Below are 15,663 nucleotides of genomic sequence, written 5' to 3'. Positions count from 1 at the left end.
GCGAGAACGGGACGGCACCGGACGCTTCAGGGGTACCTCAGCGGTACCGGTGCTGGACAAGGCGTAACGCTACCGATGGCGCATTTTTTTGTGCTTACGGAAACTTACTGTCCAGTGACGCGCCCGGACAGGGGAAAGCGCATCGGGACTTCGGCATACGAAATACCCTCGCGGCCCGGCCCTCGTACCGGTTCCGTTAGCGATCGCAAATCACAGTAATATTCCGAAAGCCATTCAGATCGCATCCGGGCTACCATCATTTGGTCCTCACGCCGCCCTGAGTACCCGAAATGCACCCACCTTCCATCCCCGACACCGCCCCGCAAGTCCTGCTCGTCGACGACGATGCGGAACTGCGCGACCTGCTGCGCAAGTTCTTCCAGCAGCGCGGCATCGAGTTCTCCGTTCTTCACGATGCAACGAATCTCGTACGGCGGCTGGAGCGCGAGCGGCCGGCCATCATCGTGCTGGACCTCATGATGCCGGGCGGGGATGGCCTTACCGCACTCAAGCAACTGCGCGCGAGCGGCGACACGATTCCCGTCATCATGCTGACCGCGCGCGCCGAAGGCGCGGACCGCGTGCTGGGGCTCGAACTCGGGGCGGACGACTATCTGGGCAAGCCGTTCATGCCGCAGGAACTGCTCGCGCGCATCCATGCAGTGCTGCGCCGCCAGGGGCCACCGCGAACCACGGCGGTGCGGGAGAAGCGCGCACCTTGCCGGTTCGGCCGTTTCGAACTGGATTTCTCGACGCGCACGCTGCTGTGCGAAGGCACACCCGTGAAGCTCACTAGCGGCGAGTATGCGCTGCTCGAGGTGCTGGCCTCGCACCCCATGGAAACGCTATCGCGCACGCGGCTCATCGAACTGCTCCACGGTCCGGATGCCGAAGTGACTGAGCGCGGCATCGACGTGCCGGTATGGCGCCTGCGCCGCCTGATCGAGGACGATCCATCCAATCCCCGACGGCTGCAAACTGTGCGCGGGATCGGCTACATGTTCATTCCCGACAACCCGGCCGATGAAGAATCCACTTGATACGATGTTCGGCCGGCTCGTCGTCACCACGGTGGGCCTGCTCGTGCTGGTTCACCTCACGTCGCTGCTGTTGATCGAGCGAACCCGCGCGAGCCTCGCCGCCTTCCATATTTCGCGCGTAGTGGAGGCTGCCGCCAGCATGGGCGGCCAGGACAGCGGCGGTGAGCGGTCCGTGGCGGACATCCTCGGTATTTCGTTCGTGGACCTGAAGCAACTGCCGGCCGCCGATGCGCAGCGCTTTCGCGGCGACACGAACGGGCCCGTCGAACGGCAATTGCGGAACGTGCTGCCGCCGGGCACCCACGTGGCAATGGACGACGGCGGCACGCTGCGCGTGCTTCGGGCGGGCAGCACGCGTGGCATCGTGCTGCCGCGAGCCGAGGTGCCGCTGAGCCGTTTCACCGGGATGCTGGCGTTGACGCTGGTGTTCGCCATCGCGGTTGCCGTCGTGCTTGCCTGGCAACTGAATCGCCCCATTCGCGATCTTGCCGCAGCCGCGCGCGAATATCGCATCGGTCGCCATCTGAACATCGTGCGCAAGCGCGGGCCGCGCGAATTGCGCGAGCTGATCGGCGACTTTAACGACATGACGGGCGAGCTGGCCGTGGCCGAGCGCGAGCGCGCCGTGATGCTGGCGAGTATCGCGCACGACCTGCGCACGCCGATCACACGCATGCAGGTGCGGGCTGACCTGCTGACCGACCGTGGCGATCGCGAGGGTTTTTTGCGCGATACCGAGTCGATGTCGCGTGTCATCACGCAGTTTCTCGACTTCGCGCGCGAGATCCCCGAAGGTTCGCCGCAGATCAGCGTGGACACGTATTGTCGTCGCGATTACACCGGCGCGCCGGGTCCGAGCGGCGAAGCGAACCTGGATGCGCTCGTCACGCTCGATCTTCACGCGGGGCCCGGCTTCATGCTGCCCACGGTCGATATCGATCGCACGCTCTCGAACCTCGTCGAAAATGCGCTGACCTATGGTGAGCCGCCCGTGGAGATCGCCACACGAGCGCATGGCGAGCACTACGAAGTCGTGGTGCGAGACCACGGGCCCGGCGTATCCGAGCTCGATCTCGACCGTGTGCTGCGTCCGTTTGTCCGGCTCGATCCCGCTCGCGGTGGCACCTCGCACAGCGGCTTGGGCCTGGCCATCGTTCACCGCCTTGTTCGCCATAACGGCGGCACGCTGCAGATTTCCAACGCGGCCGACGGCGGGCTTGTCATAGCGATGAGGTTTCCGAAGCACAGCGCCGCGCAATGAAGCGCCGCAAGCGGTGTCGTCACCCGTTTGCATGCGCCGCGAAGGTCGGCACGACACAAATAGCCACGCTCGCCAACGTAACGAGCCCGAGAGTATTCCGAGAACAGTCCTGCCGCCGCGAAGCTCTGGCTGCTGTAGCAGTGATCCATCGCGACGGTGGCGATCTTCTCGCCGTGTGCAAGATGCTTGAGCGCGAGCAGCCGCCGCGCCCGCTAGCTCGCGCCAGTGGCGGACCACCCGAGCATCACGCTACAGCAGCCGCTCGGACAGTACGCGGAATGCGACGTCGGGCACGACGAAGCACAGCGGTTCGCCGGTCGCGCCGATGCGGGCGAGGAAGTCGCCGCCGCCTGCGGGCCCGACCGTCTTCAGCGGCCGCACCGCGTCGACGTCGATCGGCAGGTCGATCGACGCATACGCGAGGCGGTCGCAGTCCTCGACATGGGCGATGGCCGCGTGCTGCAGCGACAGCGCGGCGACGGCCGTGCGCCAGTCGTCGAAGAACGGCGCGAATGCATCGGGCAGCGTCCGGTCGTGCGACGCTTCGGCCGTGCAGCGGAAGTCGGGCGCGCTGCCGCCGCTGCCCGCCAGCCGCGTGTCGTAGCGTCCGTCGCGCGCCGCATGCGTAAAGGGCCGCGCGAGATGCGACGGCAGCGCGTCGCTGAACAGCCGGCTGCCGAGCGCATAGAGCGGGTGATCGAACACGTTCTTCACGAACAACACGGTGCGCTCGGCCGGCTTCCCGTCCGGCAGCGCGTCGACGTAGAGCCGCCAGTTGCTCTGCAACGGCGACGGAAACACGCGCCGCAGTGGGCCGGCGAGCCGCGGGCCGAAGTGCCGGTGCCGGTAGGTGAGCGTCGTGAACAGCGTGCGGCCGCCGCGGCTCGCGAGCGTGACGCCGCGCGGCACGAGATGGGCGACGGCCGCGACATCGACGACCCACGTGCAATACACGACATGCTCGACGTCGCTCGCGAGCTGCAGGAACGGCAGCCGCGACAGCAGCGCGCGGCGTGCGCGCAGCAGCGGGCCGCTCGCGACGATCCGGTTGGCGAGCCGGCCGACGAGGCCGGTGGACGGGTAAACGAAGGCGTTGTCGTAGCGCATGGGCGGCATTGTGCCGGGGTTGCCGCGTGCGCGGAAGAGGCTTGCGTCCACCATCCTGCTTGCGGACGTCATCCATGACGGAAGAGACCCGCGCGTCCAGGAGATGTGGCAACTCTCCACCGATCCCGCCGCGATTCATTCCGGCTCGGGTTCGCCCATCTGCTGCCACGGCACGTTCAGCCAACGCGCGATCCTGCCGCCCGCGAGTCGCCATTCGAACGGATTGCGGAAATCGAACGTGTACAGTTCGCGTCGAAGGTACGGCCAGCACCCACGCAGACTCCGGGACGCCCGGGATCGCTCGACGCGCGACGGCCGCCACGTGTTGTGCCAGGGAAAGTTCGTCACCCTACTCGAGCGCCGTCGTGGTAACCGGAAATTGAGCGCATACGCGTACCGTGGCTGGTCCGAGAAGTTTGCCCCCGCGGCATGCAGCGTGCGTCCCGCATGCACGGTGCAGTCCCCAGGCATCAACGGACACGCCACGGCGCGCGCCGGATCGAATCCGCCGACACACTCGAGTCCATGTGCGGTCACGTCGCCCCCGAGCGGACCATGCGGAAGGACGTCGTACAGATGAGATCCGGGGATGAACTGCATGCATCCGTTGTCGACCGAGACGGCTTGTAACGGAATCCAGAAGTTGACTTCGCGATGCTCGATGCGCGCGTCGGTAAACGCGTCGTCCTGATGCCATGGCGTCACGGTGTCCGTACGCGACTGCTTCAGGAAAAAGCTGTCACCGGCAAAACGAACATCCGGGCCGAGCAGCGCCTTGGCGATATCGAACGCGGCGCGGCGGACACGGAGTTTCGATAGCCGACGCTCGAAATAGGATGCCCAGTGGAGTTGGAGAAGTTGAGGCCCGGCATCGCACCCGTTCGGCTCGGGATAGAAATCAAACATCAGGCCCTCGGCGTAGCCCGTGCGGCTGCCGAGCAGACGATGGCCGATTTCGCGCAAGCCTGCGAGCTCCGATGCATCGATCAGCCGGTTGATCACCGCAAAGCCATCGTGATGGAACTGGGACCGAAGATCGGCTTGCATGGGAGCCTTGACGATAAGTTCACGGATCGCGAAGCGATGCAGATGGCCTGCGACTTTTCGATTTTCGTATCGTCGCGCGGGACGCTTCTGTTCGATATCTTACGTTGGTTGCCGACGGCGGAGCAGCCCGACGAGTTGTACGACGAGGGCTATCGGGTTGCGGATGGCGCGGACGGCAAGGCGCACTACGTCGCGATGCCGCCGCGTGCCGAGCCAGGGCCTGTTCACGCTAATAACGGGCTTGCGCTGGCCCCCAGAAGGGCCGAGCGCAAGGGCCGGTCTTCACGCGTAATGCGCGCGTGCGAAGGCCGGCCGTTCGCGCGTCAGTATCCCGACCCGCCGCCGCCCTGATCGCTGACGATCGCCACCCCCGAACTCGTCCCGAGCCGCGTCGCGCCGGCCTCGAGCATCGCGAGCGCGGCCGTGCGGTCGCGCACGCCGCCCGACGCCTTCACGCCGAGCGTCGGCCCGACCGCGCGGCGCATCAGCGCGACATCCGCGAGCGTCGCGCCGCCGTGGCCGAACCCGGTCGACGTCTTCACGAACGCGACGCCGAGATCGCGGCACATCTCGCACACGCGCACCTTCTCGTCGTCGGTCAGCAACCCCGTTTCGAGGATCACCTTGAGCGGCACCGTGCCGCAGGCGCGATGCACGGCGTCGATGTCGGCCTTCACGTCGTCGGCGCGGCCGCTTTTCAGCGCGCCGATGTTGATCACCATGTCGATCTCGCCGGCGCCCGCCGCGATCGCGGCGGTGGCTTCGAAGGCCTTCGCGGCGGACAGCCCCGCGCCGAGCGGAAAGCCGACCACGGCGCAGACGAGCACGCCGGTATCGGCCAGCTCGCGCGCGGCGAGCGGCACGTTCGCCGAATTCACGCAGACCGAGTAAAAGCGATGCTCGGCCGCCTGGCGGCAGAGTTCGCGGATCTGCGCGTCGTTCGCGTCGGGCGCGAGCAGCGTGTGATCGATGGTTTGGGCGAGTTGGGCGTTGGAAAGCGGCATGTGTCAGGACTCCACGGATCGTGTGCGGAAAGGGCACACGGAAAGTTGATGTTTTCACATCGGTTTGTTACAAATACGACATTCCGGCCGGGCCTGCGTGCCCGGCACGACGAGCGACTCACGCGGCGGGCACGCAGGATACAGGCATGGAAACAAAGAAGGGCGAACGGATCAAGACCTTGATGAACGTGCTGCAAGGGCAGAACGCGATTCATCTGAGGGAAGTCGCCGAGCTGTTCGGCGTGTCCGAAATGACGATCCGCCGCGATCTCGCGGACAATCCGCATGGCCTCAGCCTGATCGGCGGCTACGTGACGCGCCATTTCGCCGCGCAGCGCAGCGACATCGGCGAATACCTGATCAGCGCCGAGAACAACCGGCAGACCGAGGAAAAGCGCCGCATCGGCAAGCTGGCCGCGCAATTCGTGACGACCGGCGACACGATCTTCGTCGACTGCGGGTCGACCACGCCGTTCATCGTCGACTTCATTCCGGACGACCTCGAATTCACGGCGGTTTGCAATTCGCTGAACGTGTTCGCGAAGCTGCAGCAGAAGCCGCATTGCAACGTGATCCTGTGCGGCGGCGTGTATCACCGCCAGAACATGGTGTTCGAATCGGTCGCCGAGACGGGCATCCTCGATTCGGTGCGCGTATCGAAGGCGTTCATCTCGGCGGCCGGCGTGAGCGAGCGCTGCGGCGTCACGTGCTTCAACTTCCACGAAGTCGATGCGAAGAAGAAGGTGATGGCGCGCGCGCAGAACCGCTTCCTGCTGGTCGATCACACGAAGTTCGACGAAGTGCGCGCGGCCTATTTCGCCGAACTGACCGATTTCAACTACGTGATCTCCGACGGGCAACTGAGCCGCCGCTACGAAACGGCGATCCGCGAGCACGGGATCGCGCTCGTGACCTGATGCGGCGCGGGCGTGCATTGCGCTGGGCAGCGCGCTTTTCATCGCATCACGCATCGCGCGCTTCCGCCGCGCTCAGGTAGCCGGTGACGACCTCGAAGCGGCGCGATGCGCCCGGCGCCAGCGCCGCGACGTGGCCCTTGCGGCGCTCGGCTTCGTAACCCTCCGGCTCGCAGGTCGACGGCAGCGCGAACGCGGCGACCTGCTGGTCCGCGTTGTGCAGGATCCAGCGCGTCGCATGCGGGAATTGCGCGGGGCGGTACGCGGTGTGGAACGCGCCGCCGTCCGGATGCGCGAGCCGGAAATGCGCGACGCCGTCGGCATCGGTTTCCACGTCGTTCATGAAGAACACGATCTCCGGGTCGTACAGCGCGGGCGCGTCGAGCGTCGCGAGCCGCGCCGGTTCGCGCGCGAGCGTGGCCGTGTAGTCGCGCCACGCGGCGGTCGGCTTCACGTGCGCGGGCACGCTGTCGCGCAGCCGCATGCCGCCGCGCGGCAGCGACTGCACGAAACGGCCGCCTGGCACGTACGCGTAGTTCAGGTGGGCCATGTACATCAGGTCCATCGGCGCGCCGCCGAGATTCGTCACGTCCATCGCGATCGTCATCCGCGCGTCGTGCTCCGCCAGCCGCACCGACGGACGCGCGACGTAGTGGCTGCCGAAGCCCCGCACGTATTCGTATTCGCCGGTCACTTCGACCGTTGCGCCGCGCGCATCCGTGCCGACGACGAGGCTTGCGCGATCCATCGGCGCGCACGGCATCTCGCCATGCAGCGCGTGCGTGTCGTCCGGCCCCGGGCAGCCGTTGCGCAGCAGCCCGCTGTGGAACATGAAGCAGCCGTAGGTATCGATGATCGACGTCGCGCGCTTCGGCTGCCGGAACATGTGCTTCATCGTCAGGTCGCGGCCGTCGAATTCGGCGGCCCAGATCATCTGGCCGAGATACGGCAGCACGACGAGATGGCCGCGGCGGTTATCGAGCTTCAGCGCCTCGACGCCGGACGGATACGCGAACGCGGTGACGGTGAGGCCGTCGGTGCGGTACAGCGTGCGCGGCGCTTCGCGGAAGTCGTCGCGCCGCAGTTCGATTTCGCCCCGCATGGTCAGGCTCCCGACGTGTGGCGCGTCGCGGCGTAGCGCGCGGACGCATGGCCGTCGGCCGCCGCGTCGGGCGTGGCCGCCGGCAGGTGACGCAGGCAGTAGAAGCCGTAGTAGACGATCACGACGAAGCACAGGAGCGGTACGACGAACGCGAGCTGCATGTTGCCGCCCGTGTGATCGGAGATCAGCCCCTGGATCAACGGCACGACCGCGCCGCCGACGATGCTCATCACGAGGATCGAGCCGCCGTATTCGGTGTCCTTGCCGAGACCGTCGATCGTCAGCCCGTAGATCGTCGGCCAGCACGGGCCGAGGAAGATGCTCACGCACACGGCGGCATACACGGCCGTGATGTTGTGCACGCTGATCGTGTACGCGAGCAGCGCGATGCACAGGATGCCGTAGACGATCAGCACCTTGGCCGGCCCGACGCGCTTCATCACGAGCGTCGCGACCAGCTTGCCGACGAAGAATGCGAAGAAGGTCGCGAGCAGGTAGCGCGATGCGCCGCGCTCGGTGAGGCCGCCGATCTGCATCGCGAGCCGGATCGTGAAGCTCCACACGCCGACCTGCGCGCCGACATACAGGAACTGCGCGACCACGCCCGCGACGAAGCGCCGGTTGCCGAACAGGCGCGCGAGCGTGCCGCGCGCGTCGATCCGGTGCGTGACCGCGCCCGCGCCGTTGCCCTTGCACGCGGGGTACGGCGTGAGCGCGAATACGATGAACACGGCGACGAGCACGACGATCAGCCACTTGTACGGCTCGAGCGTGGCCTGGATCATCGCGAGCTGGTGCGTGTGCGCGTCGGCGGTCGACATCGCCGCGAGCTGCGCATGCGACGCATCGCCTTCCTTGAAGATCAGGAAGCTGCCCATGTAGACGCCGGCCATCGCGCCGAACGGATAGAACGTCTGCGAGATGTTCAGCCGCCGCGTGCTGGTGTCGCGCGGGCCCATCAGCGTCGAATACGAGTTCGACGCCGTCTCGAGGAACGACAGGCCCGCGGCGATCACGAACAGCGCGACGAGAAACATCCCGTACTTCGCCATCGACGCGGCCGGGAAGAACAGCAGGCAGCCGGTCGTGTAGAGCAGCAGGCCGACGAGGATCGTCGTCTTGTAGCTGAACTTCTTCACGACGGTCGCGGCCGGAATCGCGAGGAAGAAGTAGCCGAGATAGAACGCGGACTGCACGAACGCCGATTCGAAATCGGACAGGAAGAACGATTTCTTGAACTGCGCGATCAGCACGTCGTTCAGGTTCGCGGCGGTGCCCCACAGCGCGAACAGGCAGCACAGCAGCGTGAACGCGAAGAGCGGCGTGCGATTCAGGTAATAGCCGTCGGGGGCGTGTTCGATCCGGGTTCGGCTCATGGGTGTCTCCTTCCCAATGTCTCGTCGATGAAGGCGCCGGTCAGAAGCCGGCGTCGTGGAGGAAGCGTTCGAACGTCGCGGCGTCGGCGTACGACTTCTGCGTGCCGAGGCCCGTGACCGAATGCGCGGCGTATGCGGACGCATAACGCATCGCGTCGACGGCGTCGCGCGAGCCGGCATAGCAGTGCGCGAAGCAGCCGATATACGCGTCGCCGGCGCCCGTCGTGTCGCGCGCGTCGACCGGCACGCCCGGCACGTGCCGCACGCCGTCGCGCGACACCAGCAGCGAACCCGCGCTGCCGAGCGTGACGAGCACGTGCTTGAGCCCGCGCGCGACCAGCGCTTCGGCGGCGCGGGTCGCGCTCTCCCGCGAATCGACCGGCATGCCCGACACGATCGCGAGCTCGGTCTCGTTCGGCACGAAGAATTCGACGGAACGGATGCGCTCGAAATCGAGATCGGCGACGGCGGGGGCCGGGTTCAGCAACACGGGAATGCCGTGCCGCGCGCCGAATTCGATCGCGTGATAGACGGTGTCGAGCTCGATCTCGAGCTGCAGCACGATCAGTGCGCATTCGTCGAGCATCGGCGCGGCCGCGTCGATGTCGGCCGGTTGCAGGTGGCGGTTCGCGCCCTTGACGATCAGGATGCTGTTGCTCGAATCGGGTTCGACGAAGATCGGCGCGACGCCGCTCGGCACGCCGGCGACCTTGCGCACGTGCGTGGTGTCGATGCCTTCGCGCTCGAAGTTGCGGATCGTGTTGTCGGCGAACACGTCGTCGCCGACCTTCGTGACCATCACGACGCGCGCGCCGAGGCGCGCGGCCGCGACGGCCTGGTTCGCGCCCTTGCCGCCGCAGCCGAGTTCGAAGTTCGGCGCCTCGAGGGTTTCACCCCGGGCGGGCATGCGTGCGACGTAGGTCACGAGGTCGACCATGTTGCTGCCGATGACGGCGATTGTCTCCATCTGCGTCTCTTCCTTGGTATGGGGTGCGCCGCGCGCGTGGGCGGCGGCAGCTTGCGACAGGTGATAATAAAATCACATTGAATGTGAAAATGCAATCCTATGATGTTATGAGGGTCACCTTATGGCTGGCGGGCAGGCGGACGAGACGCCCATGCCGCTGTCGGCATACAAAAAGATTGCACTGGTGGTCCCTGATTTTCTGGCGTTATCACGACGTGCGAGCGGCTGCGGTGCGGAGAGAATTGGGGAGCGAAAGCGCTTTTTCCAATGTCGGATCAAATGCCCTACAATCGAGTATCATCTGATACCAGGCTGGGAGCCGACATGTCACTCGTTACCCCCGAAGCGGTAGCCGCGGTCATGGGACTGCGACCGGTCCCGCACACGCTGGCTGAGTTGGAGGCACTAGTGCGCGACGGTCTGCCGAAGTCTGCGCTGCGGGCTGGCGTCGAACATGCGGCGCGAGGTGCCGATGCCCGCCGCGCGCTGCTCGCCCGCATCATCCCTGAGGCAACCTATAAACGACGCCGAGACCGGCTGACGCAAGACGAATCAGAGAAGACCGAGCGCCTCGCCCGCATCGTGGCCACGACCACCTACGTCTGGAGCGACGAAGACGATGCACGGGAATTTCTGTCGACGCCCCACCCTGAACTGGAGGGACGGGCACCGCTCGATGTCGCGCTGACCGAACTCGGTGCGCGCCGGGTCGAAGAATTGCTCTGGAGGCTGTTCTACGGGCTGCCGGCATGAAGTTGTTTCGCATTGCTGATACGCGACACACGATCTGGAGCGGCACCGGCGCGATGCTTGTCGGTGGCCGCTTTAATAGTCCGGGGCGGCCCGTCATCTACGCGGCTTCGACCTTCGCAGGTGCAATGCTGGAGGTACTCGTGCATGCGCGAATCGGCAAGGTACCGAGAACGCACGGTTGGGTCGAAGCAACCGTTCCCGACGATCTTAGCGTCGAGCATCACACGGCAGAAACGTTGCCGAGAGAATGGGATGCGGCAGCACTGCAGGTAGCACGGCAGTTCGGCGACGCATGGCTGACCGAATCGAGGACAGCGCTCCTGATCATCCCTTCCGTTGTCGTCCGGGCAGAGTTCAACGTGCTGGTGAATCCGGCGCATCCTGACGCGGCGCGAATCGTCGTGACAGATCCTCAACCCGTGGTGTGGGACGAACGCCTCTTTATCATGCGACCGGCCGGGCAGTCATAGCGCCTCGATGGCCTGAGCCTTCGTTACTGCACAACGCGGCCGAACTGGCGATTCGCAGGGGCGACGAATTTGTCGGTATCGCGCACCTCGAGCATGTCTGCCGACTTTCCGAGTAGCGTCGTCCCATGGCCGATCGCTCCCAGACCCTTCTACGAGGAAGCGCTTGGAGGTTGGTTGGGCCGTGTTGCGACACGGTATCAGGTCAGCGTTCCGATGCTGTGGGAAATACGTTGCCGGCACTTGGAACGGCGGGATGGATGCTGTTCCCACCGGTTTCCGATAGGGTGCTGCAACGATTCGCAGCACTCGCCCGTCTTGATGATGACAGGTTCGATTGCATACAGACGCCTTCGGACTGGATCACTGAGCGTCGTTACCGATCACAGGCGCAAAAGAAAGCGCAGTGCGGGAACGCGCGCGATGCGGGTCAACCGGGATCGCGCGTGGTCGATGCGACGCCGCACTACGCCCGGTCGAGCAGGTCGACGAGCAGCCTGGCCCCGTCGGCCCCCTTCGTGGAATCGGTCCACAGCCGGTCGATCATCTTCCGGTACATCGCGACGGCATCCGCCGACGTGGTGATCGTCGCGATGCCGGTACGAATGTTCGGCAGCTCGCCGAGCCGGAACGGCGATACCGCGATATGCGCGCTGTCGTCGTCCTCGAAGATCTGGAAGGTCTCGTTCGGCAGGTTGTCGCTGACGATGCCGATACGCACGCCTTTCGCATCGTCCTCGAGCATCCCGACGATCCGCATCACTTCCCGGCGCGCGGCGAGTTTGCGCTCGAGCTGCACGCCCGGCGGCAGCCCGAGGCGGCCGACCAGGCCGTGGTGCAGGAACTGCTCGATCTGGCGCAGCCCGATCAGGCTCGTCACGTTCAGCGGTGCGCGCCGGAACGCGGCTTTCCGGTCCGCGAGGATCGCCATCACTTTCGACAGCGTCTGCCGCCACGCGGCATCGGTCAGCGACGGCGGGATGCTTTCCTCGAGCATCTGGCGCAGCCAGCCTTCGTAATCGTCGGAGGTCAGCAGGAACGAGAACGGGTCGAAATGCGCGAAGATCCGCTGCGAGCGGCTCTCGATCTGCCGCATGCGCTCGAAATAGCTGATCGCCGAATCGTGATACTCGACCTCGACGCCCATCAGGTTCGCGAGCGACACGCCGAACAGCGCGGCGAGCCGCTCGAGCGTATCGATCTTGACAATCTCGCCGCGTTCGAGCTTGTAGACCGCCGCGCGCGAGATGTTCAGGCGCTCGGCGACATCCTCGCTGCGCAACTCGGCAGCCATCCGGTACGCGCGCAAGCGCTCGCCAATGCTGTCGAAGTCGAAGCGCGCGCCGCGCAGACGCGTTTTTCGGGAACCGGCGGTGGACATGAAGTACCTCTAGGTGGCGGGTGAAAAATCGACAGACACCGGGTTGCGCGACCGCGCCGCGCCGCGCCGCCATCCTGCGGACGGCATCGCGAAGATCGATGCTTGTCTATTTTTTTGTATCGGGTATTTTAACGTAGCCGACAGCGGATGCTCGCACACCCCGCGGCTTGCGCTCGTCTTGTGCGCGGTAACGGCCCGCGACCGGACCGTGTCCGTGCGCGTCGTCTAAATATTTGGACGAACGGCGAGCGCGCAGACGCTGTCGGCGATAGAGGCATCGCATCTTCCAGACATTCCCACGTGCCGGCCCATTGCGCCGGGAGGAGAAAAGCATGACGTTGCGCACCCCGCGCGCCCGATTTCGGGCAGGATTCCTGATGGCTGGCGCGGCAGGCGCCCTTGGCATCGCGCCGCTCGCGCACGCGCAGTCGAGCGTGACGCTGTACGGCGTCGCTGACGCTTTCGTCGGTTCGGTGAAGCAACCCGGCGGGCGCACGGCGCTCGTGCAGTCGGGCGGCGGGATGACGACGTCGTTCTGGGGGCTCGGCGGCAGCGAGGATCTCGGCAACGGCAACAAGGCGTTCTTCGTGCTCGAAAGCTACTTTCAACCGCAAAGCGGCGCGTACGGCCGCTACGCCGGGGACAGCCTGTTTTCGCGCAATGCGTACGCGGGATTGCAGACGCGGTTCGGCCAGCTTCGTCTTGGCCGGATCACGACGCCGCTGTATCTCGCGACGATCCAGTTCAACCCGCTGGTCAATTCGTACACGTTCTCGCCGATGATCTTCCACACGTTCAAGGGCGTGGGCGCCGAGGGCGTGGTCGGCGATTCGGCGTGGAACAACGCGCTCGCCTATACGAGCCCGACGTTCGGCGGGTTCAATGCGGGGCTGCTGTATGCACTCGGCAATACGGCCGGCCGGAACGGCGCGAAGAAATGGAGCGTCAACGCGAACTACGCGCGCGGCGCGTTCGCGGCCGCCGCGATCTTCCAGTACGTGAATTTCAGCGCGACGCCTGGCGATCTCGACGGCGCGCTCGCCGCGGCGCCGGGCCTGTCGAGCCAGCGCACGGTGCAGGTCGGCGCGTCGTACGACTGGCGTGTCGTGAAACTGTTCGCGCAGTACATGAACGTCGCGAACCGCGCGCAGCGCGGCAACTTCCACGGCGATACGCTGCAGGCCGGCGTCAGCGTGCCGATCGGCGTGGGTTCGCTGCTGGCGAGCTACGCGTATACGCATTCGAGCGGGGCGCTCGCCGACGGCGCGCATCGCAGCACCGGCGCGCTCGGCTACGACTATCTGCTGTCGAAGCGCACCGACCTCTATTCGGCGATCAAGGTCGATCACGTCGGCGGGCTGTCGACCGGCATCACGTACGGCGCGGGTCTGCGCACGCGTTTCTGACGCAGGCATCGCGATGCGAGGCTTCCCGGTTTACCCCGACATATCGGACGCTTGCATTCCGTTTTTGATACGGGTAGTCTAAATATTTAGACGAGGAGGAGAGCATGAACCTTATGGACGCCACGCAGTGGCTGGCACAGGACGTCGTCGGCTTTTCCGACATTCACCGGTTCGCGACGCGCTGCCGCGACGCGGCGGCGCCGCACGGGCGGGAATCGGCGGCGCTGGTGCTGCTCGCACAGGCGGCCGCGACGTTCGCCGAACGGCAGGAGGGCGTGGCGGTCTGCACGGAGACGGTGCAGGCGTTTCTCGCCGAACTGCGCGAGCACGCGCGGCGACTGAGCGATGCGAGCGCGGGCTCGGACGACGCGCTGCTCGCGGCGCTCAACGGCTTCGCCGCGCAGGTGTCGAAGGAACTGGTCGTCTGATGCGCGACGCCGGCGCGAATCTGCCCGGGCCACGCCCTTAAGCTGTGCGATGCCGACGATCGGGTTGCGGCCAGTCTGTCTAAAAAAAACGACAAACGGCCGCCAGGCGGACCGCCGGCATCGATATTCCCTCCTCACGATACGGACAATCATGGAAGCGAACCTTCGATCCTCCGCCGCCGCGCCCGCCGGCGCACCGCCCGAACGGGTGTCGCGCTACGCGTGGAAAGTGCTGGCCGGCTCGGCCATCGGCTATGCGATGGACGGCTTCGACCTGCTGATCCTCGGCTTCATGCTGCCGGCCATTTCGGCGTCGCTGCAGCTCGGCGCGCAGCAGGCGGGGGCGCTCGTCACGTGGACGCTGGTCGGCGCGGTCGCGGGCGGCGTGATTTTCGGCGCGCTCAGCGATCGCTACGGCCGCGTGCGCGTGCTGACCTGGACGATCCTGCTTTTCGCGGTGTTCACCGGGCTGTGCGCGTTCGCACAGGGCTTCTGGGATCTGCTCGCGTACCGGACCATCGCCGGCATCGGCCTCGGCGGCGAATTCGGCATCGGCATGGCGCTCGCGGCCGAAGCGTGGCCTGCAGCCAAGCGCGCCCGCGTGTCGTCATACGTGGCGCTCGGCTGGCAGAGCGGCGTGCTCGCGGCGTCGCTGCTGACGCCGCTGCTGCTGCAGAGCGTCGGCTGGCGCGGCATGTTCGCGATCGGCGTGCTGCCCGCGATCGTCGCCTGGGTGCTGCGCAACAAGCTGCACGAGCCGGAAGTGTTCGTCCGGAGCCGGCAGCCGGCGCGCACGGGCGCGCGTTTCCGGCTGCTGTTCGCCGATGCGCGCACGACCCGCACGAGCATCGGCATCGTCGTGCTGTGCGCGGTGCAGAACTTCGGCTACTACGGGATCATGATCTGGATGCCGACGTTCCTGTCGAAGCAGCTCGGCTTCTCGCTGACGAAATCCGGATTGTGGACCGCCGTGACCGTGCTCGGGATGATGGCCGGCGTCTGGCTGTTCGGACACCTGGCCGACCGGATCGGCCGCAAGCCGACGTTCCTGCTGTACCAGCTCGGCGCGGTGGCGATGGTGTGCGTGTATTCGCGGCTGACGGACCCGGCCACGATGCTGTGGGCCGGCGCGCTGATGGGCATGTTCGTGAACGGCATGGTCGGCGGCTACGGCACGCTGATGTCCGAAGCGTACCCGACCGCGGTGCGCGCGACCGCGCAGAACGTGCTGTGGAACGTCGGCCGTGCGATCGGCGGCCTCGGGCCGCTCGTCGTCGGCGCGCTCGCCGCGCGCTATTCGTTTCAGATCGCGATCGCGATGCTGGCCGCGCTGTACGTGCTCGACATGATCGTCACGGTCACGCTGATTCCGGAACTGAAGGACCGCGCGCTCGACTGACGCGCGTGCCT

General features: G+C 66.1%; 16 protein-coding genes. 9 read left to right on the top strand and 7 right to left on the bottom strand.

Features of this window, described 5'->3' with window-relative positions:
• Positions 1-290: 290 nt before the first annotated feature.
• Complete coding sequence (locus tag HWX03_RS29480) at positions 291-1,040, top strand: response regulator (RefSeq protein WP_175873695.1); 750 nt, start codon at positions 291-293, stop codon at positions 1,038-1,040.
• Positions 1,024-2,301 (top strand): ATP-binding protein, encoded by a 1,278-nt coding sequence (locus HWX03_RS29475; protein ID WP_175873694.1) that lies wholly within the window; start codon positions 1,024-1,026, stop codon positions 2,299-2,301. The genes HWX03_RS29480 and HWX03_RS29475 overlap by 17 nt, the downstream gene beginning before the upstream one ends.
• Positions 2,302-2,550: 249 nt before the next feature.
• Here the strand turns inward: HWX03_RS29475 and HWX03_RS29470 are convergent, their stop codons facing one another.
• Positions 2,551-3,417: a DUF2071 domain-containing protein gene (locus HWX03_RS29470; protein ID WP_175873693.1), complete on the bottom strand. Its 867-nt coding sequence runs from the start codon at positions 3,415-3,417 to the stop codon at positions 2,551-2,553.
• 126 nt (positions 3,418-3,543) lie between these two features.
• Positions 3,544-4,371: a phytanoyl-CoA dioxygenase family protein gene (locus tag HWX03_RS29465; RefSeq protein ID WP_244132815.1), complete on the bottom strand. Its 828-nt coding sequence runs from the start codon at positions 4,369-4,371 to the stop codon at positions 3,544-3,546.
• Here HWX03_RS29465 and HWX03_RS29460 point away from each other — a divergent pair.
• Positions 4,354-4,806 (top strand): hypothetical protein, encoded by a 453-nt coding sequence (locus tag HWX03_RS29460; protein WP_175873608.1) that lies wholly within the window; start codon positions 4,354-4,356, stop codon positions 4,804-4,806. The genes HWX03_RS29465 and HWX03_RS29460 overlap by 18 nt on opposite strands.
• On the opposite strand, the gene deoC is transcribed toward HWX03_RS29460, so the two are convergent.
• Positions 4,779-5,459, bottom strand: coding sequence for a deoxyribose-phosphate aldolase (deoC, locus tag HWX03_RS29455; protein WP_175873691.1), 681 nt, complete (start codon positions 5,457-5,459; stop codon positions 4,779-4,781). The genes HWX03_RS29460 and deoC overlap by 28 nt on opposite strands.
• A 146-nt stretch (positions 5,460-5,605) precedes the next feature.
• Between deoC and deoR the strand changes: the two genes are divergently transcribed.
• Positions 5,606-6,376 carry a DNA-binding transcriptional repressor DeoR gene (gene deoR, locus HWX03_RS29450; protein ID WP_175873690.1) on the top strand — a complete coding sequence of 257 codons (771 nt, stop codon included), beginning with the start codon at positions 5,606-5,608 and terminating at the stop codon, positions 6,374-6,376.
• 46 nt (positions 6,377-6,422) lie between these two features.
• Here deoR and HWX03_RS29445 read toward each other — a convergent pair whose 3' ends face one another.
• Genes HWX03_RS29445 through rbsK form a run of 3 tightly spaced genes read right to left on the bottom strand, consistent with a single transcriptional unit; the run spans position 6,423 to position 9,818 of the window.
• Positions 6,423-7,475: an aldose 1-epimerase family protein gene (locus HWX03_RS29445; RefSeq protein WP_175873689.1), complete on the bottom strand. Its 1,053-nt coding sequence runs from the start codon at positions 7,473-7,475 to the stop codon at positions 6,423-6,425.
• Between the two features lie 2 nt (positions 7,476-7,477).
• Positions 7,478-8,851 (bottom strand): L-fucose:H+ symporter permease, encoded by a 1,374-nt coding sequence (gene fucP / locus HWX03_RS29440; RefSeq protein WP_175873688.1) that lies wholly within the window; start codon positions 8,849-8,851, stop codon positions 7,478-7,480.
• A 40-nt stretch (positions 8,852-8,891) separates the two neighbouring features.
• The gene (gene rbsK / locus HWX03_RS29435; protein WP_175873687.1) at positions 8,892-9,818 is read right to left on the bottom strand and encodes a ribokinase; all 927 of its coding nucleotides are present in this window, start codon (positions 9,816-9,818) and stop codon (positions 8,892-8,894) included.
• Positions 9,819-10,142: 324 nt separating this feature from the next.
• Here rbsK and HWX03_RS29430 point away from each other — a divergent pair, with 324 nt between their 5' ends.
• Together HWX03_RS29430 and HWX03_RS29425 are read left to right on the top strand one after the other, a co-directional pair.
• The gene (locus HWX03_RS29430; protein WP_175822684.1) at positions 10,143-10,571 is read left to right on the top strand and encodes an antitoxin Xre/MbcA/ParS toxin-binding domain-containing protein; all 429 of its coding nucleotides are present in this window, start codon (positions 10,143-10,145) and stop codon (positions 10,569-10,571) included.
• On the top strand, positions 10,568-11,041 hold the full coding sequence (locus HWX03_RS29425; RefSeq protein ID WP_175822683.1) for an RES domain-containing protein: 474 nt from the start codon (positions 10,568-10,570) through the stop codon (positions 11,039-11,041). The genes HWX03_RS29430 and HWX03_RS29425 overlap by 4 nt, the downstream gene beginning before the upstream one ends.
• Positions 11,042-11,504: 463 nt before the next feature.
• On the opposite strand, the gene HWX03_RS29420 is transcribed toward HWX03_RS29425, so the two are convergent.
• A complete protein-coding gene (locus HWX03_RS29420; RefSeq protein ID WP_085043334.1) occupies positions 11,505-12,419 on the bottom strand; it encodes a helix-turn-helix transcriptional regulator in 915 nt (304 codons plus the stop codon).
• Between the two features lie 332 nt (positions 12,420-12,751).
• On the opposite strand from HWX03_RS29420, the gene HWX03_RS29415 reads away from it, so the two are divergent.
• From HWX03_RS29415 to HWX03_RS29405, 3 genes are all read left to right on the top strand, one after another.
• A complete protein-coding gene (locus HWX03_RS29415) occupies positions 12,752-13,825 on the top strand; it encodes a porin (RefSeq protein WP_175822682.1) in 1,074 nt (357 codons plus the stop codon).
• A gap of 104 nt (positions 13,826-13,929) precedes the next feature.
• Entirely contained in the window at positions 13,930-14,253 is a 324-nt protein-coding gene (locus tag HWX03_RS29410; protein ID WP_175822681.1) for a hypothetical protein, read from the top strand.
• A 151-nt stretch (positions 14,254-14,404) separates the two neighbouring features.
• Positions 14,405-15,652, top strand: coding sequence for an MFS transporter (locus HWX03_RS29405; protein ID WP_175822680.1), 1,248 nt, complete (start codon positions 14,405-14,407; stop codon positions 15,650-15,652).
• Positions 15,653-15,663 lie beyond the last annotated feature (11 nt).

Source organism: Burkholderia sp. BCC0397 (assembly GCF_902832865.1).
Lineage (GTDB): Bacteria > Pseudomonadota > Gammaproteobacteria > Burkholderiales > Burkholderiaceae > Burkholderia.
This window is presented reverse-complemented; position numbering and strand designations above follow the sequence as displayed.